Genomic DNA, 21848 nt, shown 5'->3' on the forward strand with positions numbered 1-21848 from the left:
TCCCTTATAAATAGAAAACTCATCTTGTACGGTATCTAAGATTAGTACCATATACAACTTCATTCTCCAAAATAACACTTTTTTACGTTTGATAAAAATACCCCGACCCATTTGCTGTCTCCTTTGCGAGCGTACCATTTTTAGTATTAATTGACAAATCTTCAAAGGTGATTTTATCACAAAAAAATGCAATGAAATGAAACAGCTTCATGATAAAGATTTTGCGAACCCTGTAAATGACCTTCCATAAATGCTTATAGAAGATTATAAACAATTTATGCCCCCCAAAATGCTAAAAATAAAAGTTATGAAAAGCTTCTAGCTTTTTGCCTCTTTCTGAGAAGATATAGCGCAAATGTGCCTGATGCCGCTACTATTCCAACAAAGAGGTAACTCATAACTGTCCCTGTTTTGTCAAGCATTATCCCTACAAAGGGGGAGAGAATCGCAAAACTGAGATTCGAAACAAGGCTCACAGTGGAAATGACTGTTGCTCTGTATTTATCGCGAATCTGGTGGTTTATATAGAAATTCATTGTAGGTCTATAGAGTCCTCTTGCAATCTGCTGAAGTGCCAGAAGGGCTATAGCCCATTTTGCTATAAAAATGATAGGCAAAAGGAAACTAAGCGCCATAATTGTGCCCAAAGAAAGCAAAACCCTTCTTGGTCTTTCATCTGAATAACGTCTGGTCAAATAATGCGAACTAAAGGCTGCCACTATGTTGAAAAGGAAGAAAACTACGCCATACCAGGCTATGTCCAGACCAACTTCTTTGAAATATGGCTGATAAAGCCAATATCCTACCCTTATAACAAAACCCATTAGTGCGCTGAAGCATACAGCCCATAAAATGCGGGGCGTTTTAAAGATTATTCCAAAACTCTTAAAAATATGAGTGGTATACCTATGTTCGCTCTTTTCTCGTTCCACTTCAAAAAACAACAAAGCTATTATAGAAGCGATTAACAAATTTCCAAAACTTATCCAGAAAGGGGCAAAATGATTGTATTTGTATAAAAATCCGCTCAATATTGAACCCACCGCTTGACCAACAAAAATATACGAAGCCGCATTTCCTTCTCTTCGCTGATACTCTTCCTTTTTTCCGATTTGTTTCAAACTTTCGTACAAAATCGCCGAATCAGCCCCGCTGGATAGGGTCATACCAAGGCCAAAAAGCATTTCAGCTAAAGCGAAGATATAGAAATTCTTGAATAAGATATACAACAACAGACCAATCGCGGCGAAAATACCCGAAAGAAAAAGTGAGAGCTTTCTTGAAACTTTATCAGCTATTGTGCCAGTTGGCACCTCAAAGAGAAATACCGAAATGGCCGAAATAGATTGAAGCAGCATGATCTGAGAATAATTCAGTCCTTTAAACAACATGAAGGGAACCAATACAGGACCTATTATGAGCATACTTATGAAAAATCTATAAAGAGGATAAATTACAAGATTCCTCTTGACCAAATTATTCCCCCCCTATGCATTGTCAAAAGTGTATAAGAAGCTTTACTAAAGTTGTTTAGGCGAAAAGATTTCCGCCGTTTTCTGTCGCTCTGTTAGGATTTAAGCTCTTATCAGGAATGAGATTTTGTGATGGAGTTAAGCTCAAAGAAGACAATTTTTGGAAATATTATGGTCAGTCTACCATAATTCCTGAATTTGGTCAAGCTTTGAGTTGAAGAAAAAGATTTGAGGCTATGTCACAAATTGTATTCCAGTTGTATATCAAGGGGTTCGTGGTTGTAAATTTCTTCGTTGATTTCCCTTGCTGGTATACATCCAAGGGATTCATAAAAGTGTTGGGTTTCAACAGAAGGGTGAGTTCCCATATAGAGTTTTTTCGCACCCAGTTGCTTTGCATATTCACAACACATAATAAACAGCTTCTTTCCTATGCCTTTATTTCTGTATTCTTTAGATACATGCAAATAAGAGAGTTCTATATATTCTTTTTTGCTGCCGAAAAGAGAATGTCTTAAGCTCCCAAATCCAATGATTTCGTCATTTCTATTAATGGCTCCTATTACAATCCCGCCAGCTTCAATACAACTTCGAAGATATTTCACTATCTTCCTCTTTTTTTCAATATCCCAGTCTTCTTCAAAGAAGTTTTCTTTGTAAAAATTTTTTCCATTTTTGATATATTTAACACAGGTGGTGAGTTGATACCTGTTAAAGTTATCAAGGGCATTTTCCTGTAAATCATCCAGTTCCAGCTTTCTTATCTTAATCATTTCATCTGACTCATTTCCCATTTTTTCACCATGCTTTCTAACAAATATCTCTGTCCAAAATACTTACCTCAACGATATACTTCACTATCGACATTAAGATGCTTTCTAAGGTAATAGCCTGTATAACTTTTCGGGCTTTTAAGAATATCTTCTAATGTTCCTGAAGCGACAATTTCACCGCCGGCATCACCGCCTTCAGGTCCCAGATCTATGATGTGATCTGCATTTTTTACCACATCTAAATTGTGCTCCACAACCAATACTGTGTTGCCTTTTTCTACAAGCCTCTTCAAAACAGCTATGAGCTTGTGCACATCGTCGAAGTGAAGCCCTGTGGTTGGTTCATCCAGGATATAGAATGTTCGACCCGTTGAACGTTTCTTCAATTCGGATGCAAGTTTTATTCTCTGCGCCTCCCCACCGGAAAGGGTCGTTGCAGGTTGACCAAGTGTGATATAACCCAGACCAACATCTTGAAGCAATTTCAATCCTCGCTGAAGTGGGGGGATTCTTTCAAAAAATTCCAGGGCTTCATCCACTGTCATATTCAAAATGTCTGAGATATTTTTTCCTCTATATTTGATTTCAAGTGTTTCCCTGTTATAGCGCTTTCCTTTGCAAACATCACATTCAACATATACATCCGGTAAAAACTGCATCTCAATTTTTATCAGTCCATGTCCCTGGCATGCTTCACAACGCCCCCCTTTTACATTGAAGGAAAATCTGCCTTTGGCATATCCCCGGGCTCTGGCTTCAGGCATCCGAGAAAATATATCCCGGATGAAGTTAAAAAGCCCTGTGTATGTTGCTGGATTGGATCTTGGAGTCCTTCCTATGGGGCTTTGGTCTATAACAACTATACTGTCCAGATTTTCAATACCCTCAACGGCATCATAAAGCCCTTCTTGACGTTTACTTTTATTCAACAGATTACTGAGTGCCGGGTAAAGCGTGTCCATTACCAATGAACTTTTCCCGCTACCTGAAACACCCGTAACACATATGAACTTACCCAACGGAAATTCTACATCAATTGCTTTCAAATTGTTCTGTCGTGCACCACGCAATATGAGTTTCTTTTTCTCATCCTTATTGTTGCTTTTCAAGCGTGGAATTACTAGCTCTCCTCTGAGATACTTACCTGTGAGGGATTCTTCAGGAGGATTTTCAAGTAGTTCTTCAGTGGGCCCCTGAAAAACCACTTCACCCCCATTGACTCCCGCACCAGGACCAATATCTACTATGTAATCGGAGCTTCTTATTACCTCCTCATCGTGTTCCACAACTATTACTGTATTATCCAAATCTCTCAGCTTTTTCAAGGTTTCTATTAAGCGCATGTTGTCTCTGGGATGCAGTCCAATTGTAGGTTCGTCGAGCACATAGGTAACTCCTGTTAAGCCTGACCCTATTTGAGTTGCCAGTCTTATTCTTTGGGCTTCACCCCCTGAAAGAGTCATAGCTGTACGTGAGAGGGTTAGATAATCGAGCCCAACATCTATGAGAAACTGAAGCCGCTTTTTTATTTCTGATAAAAGCTCTCCCACAATTTTTAACTCATGCTCACTCAGTCTTAATTCACAGAGATAATCATACACAGAAGAGATGGTAAGCTCCGAAAGCTCTGCTATGTTATACCGGCCAAGTTTTACTCCCAGTGCTTCACGCCTGAGTTTCTTACCGCCACAGCTTGTACAAATTCTACTCTCCATAAATTTGCTTTCCATCCACTCCCGGATTTCCTGAGATTCTGTTTCCCTGTATCTTCTCATAAGGTTGTTCATTATACCCTCAAAAGGTTTTCGTACCTGATAGGTTAAATTTTCTGTTTGGTAGTTGAAACGAATATCATAATCAGTTCCATAAAGAATGGCTTCCTTCACTTCTTCTCTCATCTCTTTGAAAGGCTTTCGAGGATCTTCGTCAAGGCTTTCGATGACGTTCAGTATGCGTTTCATACTAAAGCTGTCTCTGGAATTACCAATTGCCTTTATTGCTCCATCAATTACGCTTAAATCTTCGTCAACCACAAGCTCTTCTGAAAGCTCCATGGTATAACCCAGCCCGTGACAATCAGGACAGGCACCGTAAGGGTTATTGAAAGAAAAGATTTTCGGGTTTATATCAGGAAGGCTGATTCCACAAACAGGACAGGCGAAGTTTTCACTGTATCCTTTTCTGTGATTTCTATCAAGAGAACTTATCTCCACAAAACCATTTCCCTCATGCAGAGCCATTTCTATGCTGTCAGTTAATCTTGAACGATTCTCTTCTGTTACTCTGAGTCTATCGATAATCAGATCAATCCTGTGGCGCTTATTTTTATCGAGCACTATTTCTTCTTCAAGATCATATTGCTCCTTGTCTATAATTACGCGAATGTAGCCGCGTTTGCGTAAAGCTTCCAGTTCCCTCCTGAATTCACCTTTCTTTTCACGGGCTATTGGAGCTAAAATAGCAACACGTTCTCCATCCGGAAACTCTTTGTAAATCATCTCTACAATTTCATCGAGAGATTGCTTTTCAACAGGCCTGCCACATTGAGGACAATGTGGTTTACCAACTCTGGCATAAAGTACCCTGAGATAGTCATGTATTTCCGTTACAGTCCCCACAGTTGAACGTGGGTTATGGCTGAGATTTTTTTGTTCAATGGCTATGGATGGGGAAAGCCCTTCAATCCCTTCTACGTCAGGCTTTTTAAGTTCGCCCAGAAACTGCCTGGCATAGTTGGATAGAGATTCCAGATATCTTCTCTGCCCTTCAGCGTAAATCGTGTCCAGAGCAAGGGAAGATTTACCAGAACCCGAAAGTCCAGTTATTACAGTAAGGGAATGTTTGGGAATTCTTACATCGATATTCTTCAAATTGTGCACCCTGGCGCCATGCACATATATAAAATCACTCATTTGCACACTCCTCTACAAGATCAACGAGCCTTTCACAAACCACGTTTACCTCTTCTTCCTTTTCGCCTTCCACCATTATTCTTATATACGGTTCTGTCCCGGAAGGCCTTAGAACTATTCTCAGATTATCTGATTTCAAACTTTCTAACTCTTCTTTTAGTCTCTCACAATCCATGACTTTTTTCTTATCGCTTACAGGAACATTTCTTAAAATCTGGGGATATGTAGGGAAATTCCTATTGAATTCTTCGAGTGTTATCCCCATGTTTGCGAGAGCAGAAAGGGTTTCAAGGGATGTAATCAGCCCATCACCGGTTGTGTTGATGTCGAGAAAAATAATATGTCCAGATTGTTCGCCACCCAATGTACTGTCAGTCTGAAGCATTTTCTCAAGAACGTATTTGTCTCCCACTTTTGTTCTGAGTAACTCAATACCTTTTTCCCGAAGAAATCGTTCAAATCCCAGATTTGACATTATTGTCGCAACGACCTTGTTGGTCTTTAGCCTTCCATTTTTCATCATATGATGAGCATTTAAAGCCATTAACCTGTCCCCATCAACAAGGTGATTCCCGGGAAGCACGAAAAGACATCTATCGGCATCTCCATCAAACAACACACCGATTTGCCCGGGCTTAAGTTCTTCACCGATAACCTGTGGATGAAGAGAACCACAACCATCATTTATGTTAATGCCGTTGGGTTCAATATACCTAAAATCAGCTTTTAACCCCAGTGCGTTATAAACTTCTTTGATAACAGTAGAAATCGCACCATTAGCGCCATCTATGATCACTTCGGTATCCGGGAAAAGACGATTTTTGTATTTGTGTATAACGTACTGAAGATACACATCACGGAGTTTGTGATTAAATCCAACTCTACCAACATCCGAGTATATGGAATAATGATAAGGCTTTTCAGCTATAAGCCCTTCGATCTCAACTTCCGCTTCATCGGAGATTTTCATTCCCTTTTCAAGTACCTTGATACCGTTGTAAACAGCTGGATTATGTGATGCTGATATCATGATCCCTATCGTATTGACCTCTTTAGTGATGAAAGCAAGTGTCGGTGTGGGGACTACACCTATTAGTTCCACATCCATGCCCGCAGATGCAGCACCTGCTGCAACGGCGTTTTCAAGAAGATCGCCTGAACCTCGCGTATCTTTTGCTATGATCAATTTGGTGTACTTTCCCAGAAAATAGCGACTGACAGCATTACCAAGTTTCATGGCCAGTTCGGCTGTTAGATCCTCATTTATAATCCCCCTTACACCGTCCGTACCGAAAAGCTTTTTCACCTGTATCCCCCTCTCTGTTATGCTCATCAACTTTTTTGCGTTGACAAGTTCACCGGTTACTTATATAATTATACTGTAAATCTGGAGAGATGGCCGAGCGGTCGAAGGCGCACGCCTGGAGAGCGTGTGACGGGCACAACCCGTCCGTGGGTTCAAATCCCACTCTCTCCGCCAGAATTAGAACGGGGTAGCAATACCCCGGTTTTTCTATTGGAGGTAAAGCTGTGGACCTCAAAAAAAACTTGAAAGATCACAAGATTTCTTTGAAACGCTCTTTAGGCCAAAACTTTTTGCTTAACAAAAATATCTCATCAAAAATATTGAACTACTGTGCCCTGACCAACAACGATACCGTCATAGAGATAGGGGTAGGCGCCGGAATACTCACTGAATTGCTCCTGAGAAGAGCCAGAAAGGTAATCGCATATGAGATAGACAAAAGCCTTGACCCTTTGATTTCACCTTTGAAAAAGTATGAGAACCTTCAATTGCTCTTTCAGGATTTCTTAAAGGCAGACCTTTCACACTTGCAGGTTGACGGGGATCTATATTTTGTTGCAAATGTTCCCTATTACATCACCTCCCCCATTATTGAAAAGATAATGTTTGATTCACCACCTTTCAAAGAAGCTCTGCTTATGGTTCAAAAAGAATATGCTGACAGACTCCTGGCAAAGCCCGGTACCAAAACATACGGTGCTCTAACCGTTTCCATCTCAGCTTTTTCAAAAGTCACGAAACTTTTCGACGTTTCAAAGAAGAATTTTGTCCCGGTACCTGGCGTTGATTCTTCGGTAATAAAACTCGAACCCTTAACCTCACCAAAGATTTCATATGAGGAAAAGAGTCAATTCAGGGCTTTCGTTAGGTCTTCATTTGCTCAAAGAAGAAAGAAGCTCAAGAACAATCTTAAACGCCTTATTCGAGATGTAGAAGAGTTTTTAAAGGATGCTGGATTGAGCGAAAATATAAGAGCGGAGGAACTTTCCACGGATACCTTTATTGACCTATATCACATGATGAAAAGGTGGTAAGATGAAAGAACATATATTTGAAGAGATAGTTAATTCCTTGGTGGAGGCTGTGCTGGTTGTTGATTCCAGTGGAATAATTATCCTTATTAACGATGAAGCCTGTCGTATACTGGGTCTGAAGAAAGACGAAGTTGTTGGTAAGCCCGCTCTTGGGACTATACCAAACACTCGCCTGCATATAGTTCTGAAAACTGGCGAGCCAGAGTATGACAAAATCCAGAAGCTTAATCAGAAAACCATTGTAACTTCAAGGATTCCTCTGAAATCTGCTGATGGCAAGGTTTATGCTGTAATGGCAGTTTTCCGGGATATAACCACAGTCCAGAAAATGGCAGAAGAAGTCACGAATTTGAAAGAAATCGAAGCTCTTTTAACAGCCATAATTGATTCCACTCACGATGCTATTTCTGTTGCTGATGAAAGAGGACGCATTGTGCTTGTCAACAAAGCATATACCCGCATAACAGGAATGAGTCCAAAAGATGTGGTGGGAAAACTCGCCACGGTGGATATTGCAGAAGGTTCTTCGCTTCATATAGAAGTGGCAAGAAACAGGCAACCCATATACAATGCCAGACTTAAAGTCGGGCCTGCACGAAAGGAAGTAATAGTAAATATCACTCCGCTCTTTGTAAAAGGAGAATTCAAAGGTAGTGTTGGTGTAATACACGATATCTCTGAAATAGAAAAACTTGCAAGCGAACTGGAAGATACCCGAAGGATTCTCAGATATGTTAAGGCGCGCTATACCTTTGACGACATTGCCGGTTCATCGCCAAAACTAAAAGTAGCTGTTGAACAGGCGAAAAGGGTCTCCAGGACAAGAATGACTGTATTGCTTAGAGGGCCGAGTGGAACAGGCAAAGAGCTCTTTGCACATGCGATCCACAACGCAAGTGATAGGGCCAAGAATAGCTTTGTCAGTGTCAATTGCGCGGCATTGCCTGAAAGCATTCTGGAATCAGAACTTTTTGGTTACAGGGAAGGGGCTTTTACCGGTGCCAAAAAAGGGGGTAAAAGAGGACTTCTCATAGAGGCTGATAAGGGTACTCTTTTTCTCGATGAAATAGGCAAAATGGATATTACTGTTCAATCAAAATTTCTCAGGTTTCTTCAAGACAAGGAAATAACTCCTTTGGGTTCTACAAAGCCAATAAGGCTTGATGTAAGAGTAATTGCTGCCACAAATCTTGACCTCGAGAGACTGGTTGAAGAAAAGAAATTCCTTGCAGACCTTTATTACAGACTAAACGTTGTGCCTATTATAATTCCACCACTTTCTGAACACAAAGAAGATATTCCTGAAATTGCAAGGGTTGTTGTTATGAAACTCAACCAGGAATATGGACGCATGGTGGAAAACATAGAACCTGAAGCCCTTCAAATACTCATGAATTACCAGTGGCCCGGTAATGTAAGAGAGCTTGAAAATGTTCTGGGACGTTCCATGATAAACATGGAACCACAGGAGCGAGTTATAAGGAAGGAACACCTGCCAGAATTGATTAAGCCGGCATGTGGCAATACAACCACGGTAAAGACCGGGAAACTTTCAGAGCTTATATCAGAATACGAAAAGCGTATAATAGCCGAGACACTGAAAAAACACTCTGGAAACAAAACAGAAGCAGCTAAAGAACTTGGGATTAGCATAAGGGCTTTGTACTATAAAATCGAGAAACTCGGAATATCATAGATACTCTGAATAGGAAACTGAAATTATCTTTATTTTTGTGAAGATTTCTTTTCATTGCATAGCTAACCTTGCAGGGATATTGACGTTTGGACGAAAATCTGATATATTTAATCCAGCGACGGGGAGTAGCGCAGATGGCAGCGCGCCTGTCTTGGGCACAGGAGGTCGCTGGTTCAAGTCCAGTCTCCCCGACCATTTAGGCGGCTGTAGCTCAATTGGTAGAGTATCGGCCTTCCAAGCCGAGGGTTGCGGGTTCGAGTCCCGTCGGCCGCTCCAGCGCCCGTGGCTCAATGGATAGAGCATTGGACTTCTAATCCGAGGGTTGCAGGTTCGAATCCTGCCGGGCGCACCAAATATTTCTTTCGTTGTGGTGGCTGTAGCTCAGCTGGCAGAGCGCCTGACTGTGGATCAGGTGGTCGCGGGTTCAAATCCCGCCAGCCACCCCATTTTGTTATGCGCGCCCGTGGCTCAACTGGATAGAGCATCGGACTTCGGATCCGATGGTTGCGGGTTCAAATCCTGCCGGGCGCGCCATCTTCCGGTTGTTGCAAGGGACACAAAGGAGGTAGCATCCATGGAGGTTTTGAAAGTAGCATCTAACTCTAAACCCAACGCAGTTGCTGGTGCTTTAGCCGGGGTTATAAGGGAAAAGGGGATAGCAGAAGTACAGGCAATAGGTGCAGGTGCTGTAAATCAGGCAGTAAAAGCAATAGCAATAGCCAGGGGATATGTTGCTCCAAGTGGGATCGATCTAATTTGCTTACCCTCCTTTGCCGATGTGGAGATTGATGGCGAAGTGAGGACAGCTATAAAATTCTTAGTTAAACCCAACGAATAAAAAAACAGGCTTTTCAGCCTGTTTTTTTATCGAATTTTTCTAAAGAAGACCTCCGTTTGTCGGAGGCTGGAAGCAACATCTGTTAAGGTGTGGTAGTTCACTCTATTGTTGCTATCATCACTTCTCCGGGGCTCAAGGTAACTGACAATATTCCCGCGATTTTCCACAGAGAATTGTCATCTCTGTAATTTCTGAAGCGCCATCTGACATCGTGCTTCCCTTTCCAGGTATAATATCCCAGGTCTATAGAGATTTCCCTGGAATTATAAAGATCCGCATTTGCCAATATCAGAAGACCCCTTTTCGTATTCCAATAAAGATAACCAATGAGTTTCAAATCATCTTCAAAAAGTGTTCTTAAATGCTCTGGAGCTATAAGATCGATATTTTCTGCTCTAACCTTCGAAAGATGCGAAATGAGTTTTATCATGTTATCGTTTGAGTTCCAATGAAGCGCATAATGATCAAAAAAGGCGAGCTTCCCATAAAATCGATCGTCTCTAGGCAAAACGTATTTTCCATCTTCACTGTTATCAAGGCCTAAATTCATCGGTTGTATTTCAAATATTTCCTGTCCTGAATTGACAAAGGGAATGGCATTGGGTAAAAAGAAATTCAATGCAGTGGCAAATTTTGAGAAAAGTTTTCCACCCTTTCTGGTCGCTGCTCTTGGTGTGTCAGGCGTTTCAGCCGCTCCCAATGCAGGAATTTTCAAAGTCGGTAAAACTCTGTAACAGAGTTCTTTTAGTTTCCCCTCTTCGATTCTTGGCTCCATCCACCATGTATTACCGAGTATACCGCTATACCCTGAATTTTTAGATTTTTCATCGTTATCCATAACAAGTTCTTCAGCAATAACTGCAAATGCTGGGTCGGTTTTATGAGCTTTCTGGACTATGGATCTTTCAAGTTCAACAGGCAAAGCATGTCCCATGTCAAGCCTTGCTGCATCTACTCCAAAGGTTCTATTGAAATATGGCATGATGTTTTCAATGGTCTTCCATAATTCTTTTACTGGTTTTTTCCCGGGAAAAAGAGAGGCTTTTATCACATCATAGAGAACGTAGGGGGCCTGTGAAGATGGATCTTTCAGGAAATTTGTCGCTTCTGTTGGGTGATCGTGATAAAACCTGAGAAAGGTGATATCGTCCCAGGTTGGTTGATTGTCGTTTACCCAATCAGAAAAGCCGGGAGGTGTTATCACTTTGAAGGTCTTTGCAAGTTCATTGAGAAATTCCGGGTTGTTTCTATTACTTGCTACGAAATTATCCCATTTTTCAGGATCTGAAACATTTGGTGGCAGTTTGAATTTTTTCAAATGCCTTTTTACCTGCCTATTATTATATATAATTTCAAGGTTTTCACTCGAAGGAATTTCGAATCCGAGTTCAGGGATTTTTGGTGGAGCATAGTTTTTTAACTCTGAAACATCAATCCAGTAGAACCACTCAGGATGATCAAGAATAAACTCCGAATCACGCGCTGCTGTTCTCGGTATGAAGTCAAGTATTACACGCATTCCAAGGATGTGTGCGGCTTCAATAAAAGCCTTGAATTCCTCATCCACTTTCATGCCATCAAGAAGAGAATCATGATATCGTGGATCTATCTCAAAGACATTCTTCACGGAATATGGTGAACCTACTTCTCCCTTTTTGAAAAGGTCACTGTATTTCGTTACTGGCAGAAAATATATAGCATCAAACCCCATAGAAGACAGATACGGCAGCATGAAAATCATTTTTAGGATTGTGCCACTCTCTGTATAACCTTCGGAATCTATGGGCTCAAATTGGTCAGGATGTAGATGACCATAAGCAGCGGTTGTTCTAATAAATGCTCCATAAATGTTGCTTTTATTGATCCAATCTGGTGTTGTTTCTTTGTTAATCTTTGAAAGTGATTGTAAATAATTCACGCCTTCTTTTCCTTTTGAGAGAATAAAGGAGCAAATGCTTGACCCGAATTCGTAAGGATTGACAAAGATCCATTTCCCACTGAGTTTAACGGTTCCTTCGTAACGTGGTGGAAACCATTCCCTTGGGATTGAAAAGTTCACAGTTCCAAATTCTGCTCTTTCATCAAGCAAACTCTTTACCCTCTTTAAATACATAAACACACCTCCAAAAAATAAGGGCGGAGCACCGCCCTTTGGCGGAGGCGGTGGGACTCGAACCCACAAGGGGCAAAAACCCCACCGGTTTTCGAGACCGGCTCCTTAGCCGATTAGGATACGCCTCCAAACAGTAAAATTATACCAGACCTGCTGTTTCTGTCAATGAGAAAATTGCCATCATAAATTTGGAAAATTAAAAAAAAGTTTACCAATTACCGTAGTTGTAGCCATAAAATGTGTTAGAATATCGAACGTGGTGACAAAAAGAGCTTGAGACAGGTCATAAATCCGGTTGGTACCTGGCTCAGCTATTTATTATTGCACAAGGAGGTGTAACAGTGTACGCAGTAATTGAAACCTCAGGAAAACAGTTCAGAGTAACTGAGGGAATGAGCCTTTTTACCGAGAAACAGAAAGATTACTCCGAAGGCGACAGAATCGAATTTGACAGAGTGCTACTCCTTCGCGATGAATCCGGTACCAAAGTGGGCAAGCCTTACCTCGAAGGCGTTAAAGTTGTTGGCAAGATCATTCGTCATGGTAGAGACAAAAAAATCAGAATCGTGAAGTTTAGGCCAAGAAAGAATTACGACAGAGTCAATGGTCACAGGCAGTGGTTTACAGAGATTCTGATCGAAAAAATTGAGTATTGAGGTGGAGGTGAACTGAATGGCCCACAAAAAAAGTGGCGGTGCAGCGAGAAATGGCAGAGATAGCAATCCAAAGTATCTCGGCGTAAAACGTGGCGAAAATTCTCTTGTTAAAGCTGGCACCATTATCATAAGACAAAGAGGAACAAAAATACATCCCGGGAAAAATGTTGGTATGGGAAGGGATTTCACTCTTTATGCTCTCATTGATGGAAAGGTCCATTTCGAGACGAAAAATAAAAGGAAGTACGTGAGCGTATATGCTGAATAAAGGCTGCTGTGTCATCCGAAAGGAGGAAGCATAATGAACACACAAAAAACACCAGTATATAAAATAGGAACAAGAAAATTCACCGTTAAGACTAAACGCAAGGGAGAAATAAAAAAGATCGAACATTTTCTCACCGATCCTCAGGGGAATAGAGTCGAAAGAAAGTGGTATCTTGTTGACGCAACCGATATTCCATTAGGACGTTTGGCAACAAGGATTGCTTTAATTCTTTCCGGTAAAGCCAAGCCCACTTATACTCCACATATCGATACGGGAGATTTTGTGGTTGTTGTGAATGCTGAAAAAGTAAGGTTAACAGGCAAAAAGCTCGATCAAAAAAAATATTACAGGCATTCCGGATATCCAGGTGGAATTAAAGAAAGATCAGCCCGTGAAATGCTTGCTAAACACCCTGAAAGAGTCATCAAGCTCGCTGTAAAACGCATGTTGCCGAAAACAAAACTCGGCGATAAGATGTTGAAAAAACTCAAAGTGTACGCCGGTCCAGAGCATAAACACCAAGCTCAGAAACCGGAAGCCATTGAACTTGTTAAGTGAGGAGGTTAAATAGATGGCGGGACTGATTGAATATTATGGAACCGGTAGAAGGAAATCTTCCGTTGCCCGTGTAAGACTTAGACCTGGAAACGGAAAGTTCAGAATAAATGGAAGAGAATACGACGATCTGAAAGGTTATCTTCACAATGATGCTTGGGTAAGACATGCGTTAAGACCCCTCGTATTAACTGAAACTCTCGGCAAGTTTGATGTTGTCATGAGAGTTTCCGGAGGTGGACTTTCCGGACAGGCAGGAGCAATTAGACTCGGTCTTTCAAGAGCTCTTGTTGAGTTCAACGTGGATCTCAAACCTCTCCTTAAAAAAGAAGGACTTCTCACAAGCGATTCCAGAGTTGTCGAAAGAAAGAAATACGGCCTCAAAAAAGCAAGAAGAGCCCCTCAGTTCTCCAAACGTTAAGCTGCCTTTTATAGTGGGCCTGTGCAGAGCAGGCCCCTTTATACTGCCCGGTGGTGGTTGAGTGTTCAACAGGGAATTTGTGGAGGAAGTAAAAAGGAAAGTAGATATTGTGGCGCTTATAGAGCGCTACGTATCTTTACAGAAATCCGGAAACTACATGAGAGGATTATGCCCCTTCCACAGTGATAGTGATCCCTCCTTTTATGTTAGTCCAAGCAAAGGGTATTTCCATTGCTTTGGATGTGGCGAATCCGGTGATGCTATTAGTTTTATCCAGAAAATAGAGAATCTGAGTTTCACAGAAGCCGTTGTTAAAGCCGCTGAATTTGCCAATTTATCGATACCGGATAATTTTAAGGTATCCACTGCATACGATGTTTACACGGCCACTCTCAGCAAAGTGGCAAAAATTTATCACCAGATCCTATTCAAGGACGAAGGCAAAAAAATTCTTGATTATCTTCTTTCAAAGCGAAAGCTAACGATAGAAACGATTAAGAAGTTCCAAATTGGTTTTTCCCCTGATGATGAAACTTTTATCAAAGAAATTCAGTCAAAAGTGGGTGTAACGAGGGATGAGCTGATTAAAGCCGGTGTGGCTTTGAATAGAAATGGCAGTCTGATAGATCGATTTATCGGGAGGATAATGGTTCCCATCTTCAATGAATCTGGTCGCATAGTTGCCCTTGGTGGCCGTGCTACTGAAAAGGCTTTCGGTGCCAAATATATTAATTCACCTGAAACACGCTATTTCAAGAAGAAAGAAGTCCTTTTCAACCTTAACCTGGCAAAAAAGGCTATCAAAAATCTTGATTATGTTGTGATAGCCGAAGGTTATTTTGACGTAATGGCTCTTTTTGAGGCTGGCATAGAAAATGTTGTAGGTGTGCTGGGAACGGCATTAACAAGCAGGCATTTAATGACGATCAAAAACTTAACATCAAACATCCTGCTCTTTTTTGACTCTGATGAGGCCGGTTTAAAAGCGAGTATACGTTCAATTGAACTGGCTGAAAAGATGGGCTTCTCCATAGCCGTTGCAAAGTACAGCGGTGCAAAAGATCCATCAGACCTTTTCTGCTCCAAAGGAGCAAAAGCCATAAGAGAAATATTAACCAATGCTCTTCCTGCTCCTGTATTTCGCGTGGATTTCGTAAAAAGGGACATAGACATTTCCACAGGTCAGGGAAAGAAGAAGCTGGTGAACCTGATAAAAACCGCTGCGATGAACTACAAAAATGCCGGTGATTTGGCAAGCTTTAACATGCTGATACGAGCCCTGTCAGAACGCACGGGTTATTCTGAAGAAAACCTGAAAGGTTACTTCAGAGGAGAAAACCGGGAACGAATTGAATATGCTTTTGAGAAGACAAAACTAACACCCCTTGAAAGGGAATTGATGCGTGTGTATTTCTCGCAACCAGGTTTCAGAAAACGTGTTGTCAGGGCCCTTGAACTTTCTGAAGTAGGTAGCTTGAAGAAATTAATACCGCTGCTCAAGAAATCCCTCGAAATCGAAGAATTGCTAAAGATCGCGCCCCGCGAATTAGGCGAGGAATTGCTTCAATTATCTGAAGATACAATAGATATTGAGATAGCACGAAGAATTGTGGAAGATGTTGAAACACGTGTGGGTGCTTCATTGATAAGGGAACAAATAAATGAAATAGACAGAAAAATCAAAATAGCGACCGACAAAGAAATCAAAAATTCTTTGTTGATAAGAAGGCTGGAATTATCTCGCCTGTTAAGGAAAACACGTGAAGGTGGTGATAACCATGGCAGGTGAAACAAAGAAAGGCGCTTCAAAATCACCTAAAAAAGCTGGTGAAAAAGTAGAATTGACGAAAGACGAAATTCAAAAGCGCATAAAGGAATTGCTGAAGAAGGGAAAAAAGCAGAGTTACATCACATATGAAGATATAGACAATGCTTTTCCACCCGATTATGAAGGTTTCGATTCCTCACTGGTAGAAGTTATTTATGAAGAATTCGAGAAGAATAAAATAGCTATTCTCGAGAAACCGCCAGATGCTGAAGAAAGCCCGGAAGACCTTGAAGAAAGTGAAGACTTTTCGTCGCTTCTTGAACAGGAAGAGCCAGAAATGTATGACAACATTTCTCTAAAGGACCCCATAAAAATGTACCTGAAAGAGATCGGGAAAATACCTCTTCTCACCCCGAGCAAAGAAAGAGAATTGGCGCGTAGAGCCCAGAAAGGCGATCCGAAGGCCCGGGAAGAGCTCATTACCGCCAACCTCAGACTGGTGGTTTCAATCGCAAAACGCTATATAGGAAGAGGATTAACGTTTCTTGATCTTATTCAGGAAGGAAATATCGGCTTGATAAAAGCGGTCGAGAAATTTGACTGGAAAAAGGGGTATAAATTCAGCACCTATGCAACCTGGTGGATCAGGCAGGCAATAACAAGGGCCATCGCAGATCAGGCAAGGACCATAAGGGTTCCAGTACATATGGTTGAAACCATAAACAAAGTAAATAAGGTGATTAGGGAGCACCTTCAGGAACATGGTGAATATCCCAGTGTAGAGGAATTGGGGAAGCTTACCGGCAAGCCGCCTGAAAAGATAGAAGAAATCCTGGCAGCATCTAAAGAGACAGTTTCTCTCGAATCGCCTATAAGCGGTGACGAAGAATCCACAATGGGAGACTTTGTGCACGACGAATCCATCGAAAAACCCCAGGAAGCAGCTATGAAGATGCTTCTCAGGGAGCATATTGATCAGGTGCTTGATACCCTTAGTCCAAGAGAAGCCATGGTACTGAAAATGAGGTATGGCCTTTTAGATGGTAAGACCAAAACATTAGAAGAAGTTGGACAGTTCTTCAACGTTACAAGAGAAAGAATAAGACAGATAGAAGTTAAAGCTTTGCGTAAATTGAGACATCCATCAAGGAGCAAACAGCTCAAAGCGCTTGTTGGAATGCTAACTAGCTCAAAATCTGAAAAATAGCCCCTTTTTAGTTTAGAAAAGTCCTTTTAATTTTCGTATCACCAGTTGTAAAAATATTTATCGTATAATTCTAAATGAAGTAAAGGGGCGTGAGAAAATGGAACCTAAGAAAGTGGTTACTAACATAGCAACCAGTCCAAAAATTCTTTCACAAATTGATTTGATCAAACGCGCCACAAAAGGTGACAAAAACGCCAATGAAGAAGTCATAAAGCGACTTTCTTGCTATACGAATAAAGCTGCTGAAAGAAAAGAAGGGCAGCCTGGTGAATAAGGCTGCCCTTTATTTAGAAAACTTCTCCCTTATTGTTGACAGCGAGAAAAAACTCGATAGTATCACCATTACCATAAATCATGGAGAAGTTACGCTTATATATGGTCCAAGAAATTCAGGCAAATCCCTGCTGTTAAGATCCTTTATTCACTTGAATGAGGAACTTTTTGATAACGTTGAAGGTACCGGGACGATAACATTTAATGGAACGCCCCTTCAGGAATTGCCAAAAAAGGAGCTCAGGCAGAAGATATCTTATATTGACACATCCTTTTTGTACACCATTGATAATTTCAGCGTTATAGAGTTTTTCAGGTTTTTGAAAGGGAAAAATTTCAGTTTTGAGGAATTTAGTGATAAAGAGCTGGATTTGCTACAGCTTTTAGAACTTCAAAGCATCCTCCAAACAAATCCAAAGACTTCACTTAAGCAATTTCCATCTTCGCTAAAACTATCGCTGCTTATTTACTCAACATTTATCAGGGATCCTGAGGTCGTCATTATTGACAATGTTCTGGATCATCTGGACGATCAATCCTGCACATTGGTAAAAAATCTTCTTCTCGATTCAAAGGGTGAGCGAGCTCTCATAATTTCTTCGCGTTTTTTTCACAGATTTATGGACATCGCTGATTTGTTGATATACCTAAAAAATGGTAAAATTTTATATGCCGACGAACCAGAAAAATTTGTTCTGATGAGTCGCTAAACATTTATCATAATACCCGGAGGTGTGCCCTTTGGAGGTACTGACGGTCGCATTAAATCCTGCGTTAGACCGGGAAGTTGTTGTTAACAATTTCCAGATTAATGAATTGCACAGAATAAATAATCAAAAATACTCTGTCATGGAACCCGGCGGTAAAGGGATTAATGTTTCTTTAATCCTCTCCGGGCTTGGGATTCACAGTATTGCCATGGGCTTTTTGGGCGGCTTTATCGGTTCCATTGTCGAACAGAAATTGAGAATGTTGAGCGATATCGTCACAACGAATTTTGTCTTTGTTGACGAGGAAACGCGTGAAAATTTAGCGATAATCGATCCTTCTAATGACACGATTACCGAAATCAATTCCCTCGGGCCAACTATTGATGAGAAATCGATGAAACAGTTCATGAGAAGATATGAGATCTCCCTGAAACGTACTGAGTGCACTGTGTTATCGGGCAGCGTTCCGCCAGGAGTTTCGAAGGATTATTATCTTGAACTCATAAGGAAAGCAAAAAACTCTGAAAAGCTGGTTATCTGCGAATCTATCGGAGAATACTTTGAACAGGCAGTAAAAGAAGGTTTGATTACTGTCGTAAAGCCTGACCTGAGAAGTAAGAATGAATTTCTGGGGGAAACTTTGAAAACCCTTGAAGATTATGTAAGAGCCGCCGAAGAAACAGTCAAGATGGGAAGCAAAATGGCAATTCTCTCTTATGAAATTGAGGGCGATGTTGTTGCTACCTCAGATGGGGTCTGGCTATTGAAAGCAAAAGAGCACATCGAGAGATCACATCTTCTCGGAACAGGCGACAGCTTTGTGGCTGGTGTAGTGTATAAGCTGTTAAGGGGCAAAAAGGATCTACTTGAAGCTGCAAAATGGGGCATGGCCGCTGCCATAGCTGAAACAAAGTTCATTGGAAAAGAGTTTATTTCAACAGATGATGTTGAAATATGCTCAGATGCTTTTGAAGTAAGCAGACTGAGGTGATTAAATGAAAGTTGAAACTGCAATGATAAAGGATGTATCAGCTATTTTTGAAGACGAAACTGTTGAAGAATTCATCATTTCATGCATAAGAAAAAATAGATCGGGTTTCCCCGTGGTCGATGAGCATTTCAGAGTGGTCGGCTTTATAAGCGAAAGTGATATAATTAACAACGCTCTCCCAAGCTATTTTTCTTTGTTACAGAGTGCATCATTTATACCCGATACTCATCAATTTGTGAGGAAAATCGGCGAAATAAAAGATGAGCCAGTTTCAAAATTTATGGTCACGCCACCAATAGTAATTCATCCTGAGGACACAGCTATACATGCCGCTGACTTACTCATCAAAAAAAGACTTAAAGCCATACCGGTAGTAGATAGTGAACATAGACTTATAGGCATCTTTACCAGAATAAATCTTATTCATGTCGCATTAGAAGGAAAGATCAACAACCAATGAAAAAAGTATCATTCTTCACTTTTGGGTGCAAGCTGAATCAATATGAATCCCAGGGTATGGCTGAAAAGCTTCACGATGAATATAAAATAGCCTTTGACGATGATAACGCTGACATATACATCATAAATTCCTGTACTGTTACAGCCGAGGCAGAAAGGAAACTCAGGCAGCTTTATCGCAGACTCAAAAAGAAATCTCCCAAAAGCAACTTTGTCATAGTAGGCTGTTATTCAGAGGTCAACCCGGAAGAATTGAAAGAACTTGGTTTTGACCTTGTCTTAGGCGTAAAGCAAAAGGTAAACATAAGAGCTGAGCTTTCGAAGTTATTAGATGGCGAAGCCAGAGATAAAGCAGCAGAAATATTGGGACAAACATATTTCAGCGTAAGTTCCAGCCCTGAAGGAAGAACAAGAGCTTATATAGGGATTGAGGATGGCTGCTTGAATCACTGCGCCTATTGCCGTATAAGGCTTGCCCGGGGAACACGAATCGATAGTAAGCCTGTGGAGCTGATTGTAAATGAATTCACAGATCTCCTGAGAGCTGGTTTTAAAGAAATAGTGTTAACGGGCATTAATATCGGCTTCTACGGCTTTGGAAGTTCCACAAAGCTGGTAGAATTGTTAAAAAGGTTGCTTGCATTTGAGGGCAATTGGCGCATCAGGCTCAGTTCCCTTGACCCCAGATTGATTGACCAGGAACTTATCCAGTTGATAACAGAAAATCCGGAGAAAATTGCCCAGCACGTTCATTTATCACTTCAGAGCGGTTCTGATAGAGTGCTGAAATTGATGAAACGAAATTATACCAAAAATAAATATAGATCCATAGTAAACGATTTCCGGCGGAATAACCCACGGTTTTCTTTCACCACAGATATCATTGTGGGATTTCCCGGTGAAACTAGAGAAGATTTTTTGGAAACTCTGGATTTTGTAAGAGAACTGGAGTTTTTGAAGATACATGTTTTTAGGTTTTCTCCCAGACCCGGAACAGAAGCGGCAAAGATGGTTGATCAGGTTCCCGGAAACATTAAGAAAGAACGCGCTTTGATCTTAAAAGAGATAGCCGAAAGAAGCTCATTAAGTTATCTCAAGAAACAACTTGGCCGCGAAAGTTTAGTTCTTATTGAAAGAAGTGATGGAAAATACAGCTTTGGTTATGATGAATATTTCATACAGCACAAGGTACCCGGCTCTTTACCAAAGGAGTTCATTAGAGTAAGGACATCAGAAATCTTTGAATCGGGGGCATTTTCCAGTGCAGAATTTCATTGTAAATCAATGGTTACCTGACGAGGATTCTTCTATCAATATTAAGTCCGACTGGTTCGTAAAAGGTCTTTTCCTTTACGAGGTTGTCAGGACCTACAATAGGCTCCCCTTTGCTTTGAAAAAGCACTATGACAGGCTTTTGCGTTGTGCTGAATACATGGGAGTTGAAAAAGCCCTTCCAGGCTTTGACAGGCTGGCTTCACTTGTTATGGAAGGAATTGAAATGAACAGGACTAATAGCGAACTTAGGATAAGGATTGTGCTTGCCGGGCAGAATCTTTTGCTCCTCTATGAAGAGCTTCCTGTAATATCAAAGGATATTTATGAACTGGGAGTTAAAGTGGGAATATCTCCCTTTCAAAGACCGTCAGAAAACATAATTCCGGGGAAATTGAAACTAATTGGAGCTCCCTGGAGCTTTCTCTCAAAAACCAGGCTGGGCGAATGTTATGACCTGCTTCTTTTAAATGAAAAGGGCGAGCTCTGCGAAGGTTCCTTTACGAATGTATTCCTGGTAAAAGAAGAAACCTTGATTACCCCGTACGAGGCCTCAGGAATTCTACCGGGAATAACCCGCGAAAATGTACTAAATCTTGCTTCTGCATTGGAAATGAAGGTTGAAATCAGAAAAGTGATGGCCTGGGAAGCTTTTGTCGCTGATGAAATCTTTCTAACGCATACAAGCGCTGGCATTGTTCCCGTAAGGCGATTGGAGAGCAAGGTCTTAATTGAGGAATTTCCAGATGGTTATACAAGAATTCTCATGGATAACTTCGAAGGTTATGTTATGACCCGAGAGGACAACTGGAAGGGGATAAAGCTTTGAAGAAAAACTACAAGCCTTTATCAGATATTTTTGATGAGCTTTCGAGAACCAATCCTCTTCTGAGAAAAATAAGGATCCTGAGGCTTAAAAACGAGTGGGCAAATATAGTAGGCCCCATCGTTTCTCAACACTCCAGAATTGTTGATTATTCTGATGGGACGCTTATTGTTGGTGCTGACGATGGCTTATGGATTCATGAGCTTTCAATAAAGAAAACCGCAATATTGAGCAGGTTGAATAAACATCTTGGCACTAAATTAATTAACCGCATAAAATTCATATCAAAGAAATAGTT

The 21848-nt window shown here is 41.0% G+C and carries 21 protein-coding genes and 7 tRNA genes; 22 read left to right on the forward strand and 6 right to left on the reverse strand.

Annotated elements, in window-relative coordinates; all coding sequences use genetic code 11:
* Window positions 1-305: 305 nt before the first annotated feature.
* The 4 genes from AT15_RS01015 to AT15_RS01030 all read right to left on the reverse strand — a co-directional run bounded on the left by AT15_RS01015 (window position 306) and on the right by AT15_RS01030 (window position 6463).
* On the reverse strand, window positions 306-1475 hold the full coding sequence (locus AT15_RS01015; RefSeq protein WP_201029918.1) for an MFS transporter: 1170 nt from the start codon (window positions 1473-1475) through the stop codon (window positions 306-308).
* Window positions 1476-1711: 236 nt separating this feature from the next.
* Window positions 1712-2245 carry a GNAT family N-acetyltransferase gene (locus AT15_RS01020; protein ID WP_068345733.1) on the reverse strand — a complete coding sequence of 178 codons (534 nt, stop codon included), beginning with the start codon at window positions 2243-2245 and terminating at the stop codon, window positions 1712-1714.
* 68 nt (window positions 2246-2313) lie between these two features.
* The gene (uvrA, locus tag AT15_RS01025) at window positions 2314-5157 is read right to left on the reverse strand and encodes an excinuclease ABC subunit UvrA (RefSeq protein ID WP_068345470.1); all 2844 of its coding nucleotides are present in this window, start codon (window positions 5155-5157) and stop codon (window positions 2314-2316) included.
* Complete coding sequence (locus AT15_RS01030) at window positions 5150-6463, reverse strand: phosphohexomutase domain-containing protein (RefSeq protein WP_084251373.1); 1314 nt, start codon at window positions 6461-6463, stop codon at window positions 5150-5152. The genes uvrA and AT15_RS01030 overlap by 8 nt, the downstream gene beginning before the upstream one ends.
* An 83-nt stretch (window positions 6464-6546) precedes the next feature.
* Here AT15_RS01030 and AT15_RS01035 point away from each other — a divergent pair.
* From AT15_RS01035 to AT15_RS01075, 9 genes are all read left to right on the forward strand, one after another.
* Window positions 6547-6637: transfer RNA gene (locus AT15_RS01035), tRNA-Ser, on the forward strand.
* A gap of 50 nt (window positions 6638-6687) precedes the next feature.
* Complete coding sequence (gene rsmA / locus AT15_RS01040) at window positions 6688-7497, forward strand: 16S rRNA (adenine(1518)-N(6)/adenine(1519)-N(6))-dimethyltransferase RsmA (RefSeq protein ID WP_068345475.1); 810 nt, start codon at window positions 6688-6690, stop codon at window positions 7495-7497.
* A 1-nt stretch (window position 7498) separates the two neighbouring features.
* Complete coding sequence (locus AT15_RS01045) at window positions 7499-9193, forward strand: sigma-54 interaction domain-containing protein (protein WP_068345477.1); 1695 nt, start codon at window positions 7499-7501, stop codon at window positions 9191-9193.
* 119 nt (window positions 9194-9312) lie between these two features.
* Window positions 9313-9388: transfer RNA gene (locus tag AT15_RS01050), tRNA-Pro, on the forward strand.
* A 5-nt stretch (window positions 9389-9393) separates the two neighbouring features.
* A tRNA-Gly gene (locus AT15_RS01055) sits at window positions 9394-9469 on the forward strand.
* A tRNA-Arg gene (locus tag AT15_RS01060) sits at window positions 9470-9545 on the forward strand.
* Between the two features lie 18 nt (window positions 9546-9563).
* Window positions 9564-9639: transfer RNA gene (locus tag AT15_RS01065), tRNA-His, on the forward strand.
* An 11-nt stretch (window positions 9640-9650) separates the two neighbouring features.
* Window positions 9651-9727, forward strand: a tRNA-Arg gene (locus AT15_RS01070).
* 40 nt (window positions 9728-9767) lie between these two features.
* A complete protein-coding gene (locus AT15_RS01075; RefSeq protein ID WP_068345479.1) occupies window positions 9768-10031 on the forward strand; it encodes a stage V sporulation protein S in 264 nt (87 codons plus the stop codon).
* 97 nt (window positions 10032-10128) lie between these two features.
* On the opposite strand, the gene AT15_RS01080 is transcribed toward AT15_RS01075, so the two are convergent.
* Window positions 10129-12144 carry an alpha-amylase family glycosyl hydrolase gene (locus tag AT15_RS01080; protein WP_068345481.1) on the reverse strand — a complete coding sequence of 672 codons (2016 nt, stop codon included), beginning with the start codon at window positions 12142-12144 and terminating at the stop codon, window positions 10129-10131.
* A 39-nt stretch (window positions 12145-12183) separates the two neighbouring features.
* A tRNA-Ser gene (locus AT15_RS01085) sits at window positions 12184-12272 on the reverse strand.
* Window positions 12273-12485: 213 nt separating this feature from the next.
* On the opposite strand from AT15_RS01085, the gene rplU reads away from it, so the two are divergent.
* The 13 genes from rplU (at window position 12486) to AT15_RS01145 (ending at window position 21846) form a co-directional block, all read left to right on the forward strand.
* Window positions 12486-12800, forward strand: a complete 315-nt coding sequence (gene rplU / locus AT15_RS01090; RefSeq protein WP_068345483.1) for a 50S ribosomal protein L21 — start codon at window positions 12486-12488, stop codon at window positions 12798-12800.
* Window positions 12801-12816: 16 nt separating this feature from the next.
* Window positions 12817-13068 (forward strand): 50S ribosomal protein L27, encoded by a 252-nt coding sequence (rpmA, locus tag AT15_RS01095; RefSeq protein WP_068345484.1) that lies wholly within the window; start codon window positions 12817-12819, stop codon window positions 13066-13068.
* A gap of 33 nt (window positions 13069-13101) precedes the next feature.
* Window positions 13102-13626 (forward strand): 50S ribosomal protein L13, encoded by a 525-nt coding sequence (gene rplM / locus AT15_RS01100; protein WP_068345486.1) that lies wholly within the window; start codon window positions 13102-13104, stop codon window positions 13624-13626.
* Between the two features lie 13 nt (window positions 13627-13639).
* Complete coding sequence (gene rpsI / locus AT15_RS01105) at window positions 13640-14044, forward strand: 30S ribosomal protein S9 (RefSeq protein ID WP_068345487.1); 405 nt, start codon at window positions 13640-13642, stop codon at window positions 14042-14044.
* Between the two features lie 61 nt (window positions 14045-14105).
* Window positions 14106-15833: a DNA primase gene (gene dnaG, locus AT15_RS01110; RefSeq protein ID WP_068345489.1), complete on the forward strand. Its 1728-nt coding sequence runs from the start codon at window positions 14106-14108 to the stop codon at window positions 15831-15833.
* Window positions 15823-17019 (forward strand): RNA polymerase sigma factor RpoD, encoded by a 1197-nt coding sequence (gene rpoD / locus AT15_RS01115; RefSeq protein WP_068345491.1) that lies wholly within the window; start codon window positions 15823-15825, stop codon window positions 17017-17019. Before dnaG ends, rpoD begins: the two co-directional genes overlap by 11 nt.
* Window positions 17020-17116: 97 nt before the next feature.
* Window positions 17117-17293, forward strand: coding sequence for a hypothetical protein (locus AT15_RS10240; RefSeq protein WP_161484639.1), 177 nt, complete (start codon window positions 17117-17119; stop codon window positions 17291-17293).
* The gene (locus AT15_RS01120; protein ID WP_068345492.1) at window positions 17286-18002 is read left to right on the forward strand and encodes an ATP-binding cassette domain-containing protein; all 717 of its coding nucleotides are present in this window, start codon (window positions 17286-17288) and stop codon (window positions 18000-18002) included. The genes AT15_RS10240 and AT15_RS01120 overlap by 8 nt, the downstream gene beginning before the upstream one ends.
* A 22-nt stretch (window positions 18003-18024) precedes the next feature.
* Complete coding sequence (locus AT15_RS01125; RefSeq protein ID WP_235598467.1) at window positions 18025-18993, forward strand: 1-phosphofructokinase family hexose kinase; 969 nt, start codon at window positions 18025-18027, stop codon at window positions 18991-18993.
* Between the two features lie 4 nt (window positions 18994-18997).
* Window positions 18998-19453 (forward strand): CBS domain-containing protein, encoded by a 456-nt coding sequence (locus tag AT15_RS01130; RefSeq protein ID WP_068345496.1) that lies wholly within the window; start codon window positions 18998-19000, stop codon window positions 19451-19453.
* Complete coding sequence (gene mtaB, locus AT15_RS01135) at window positions 19450-20748, forward strand: tRNA (N(6)-L-threonylcarbamoyladenosine(37)-C(2))-methylthiotransferase MtaB (protein WP_068345498.1); 1299 nt, start codon at window positions 19450-19452, stop codon at window positions 20746-20748. Before AT15_RS01130 ends, mtaB begins: the two co-directional genes overlap by 4 nt.
* Window positions 20714-21553 carry an aminotransferase class IV gene (locus AT15_RS01140; protein WP_084251374.1) on the forward strand — a complete coding sequence of 280 codons (840 nt, stop codon included), beginning with the start codon at window positions 20714-20716 and terminating at the stop codon, window positions 21551-21553. Before mtaB ends, AT15_RS01140 begins: the two co-directional genes overlap by 35 nt.
* A complete protein-coding gene (locus AT15_RS01145) occupies window positions 21550-21846 on the forward strand; it encodes a DUF721 domain-containing protein (protein WP_068345500.1) in 297 nt (98 codons plus the stop codon). The genes AT15_RS01140 and AT15_RS01145 overlap by 4 nt, the downstream gene beginning before the upstream one ends.
* Window positions 21847-21848 lie beyond the last annotated feature (2 nt).

This window comes from Kosmotoga arenicorallina S304 (assembly GCF_001636545.1).
Lineage (GTDB): Bacteria > Thermotogota > Thermotogae > Petrotogales > Kosmotogaceae > Kosmotoga_B > Kosmotoga_B arenicorallina.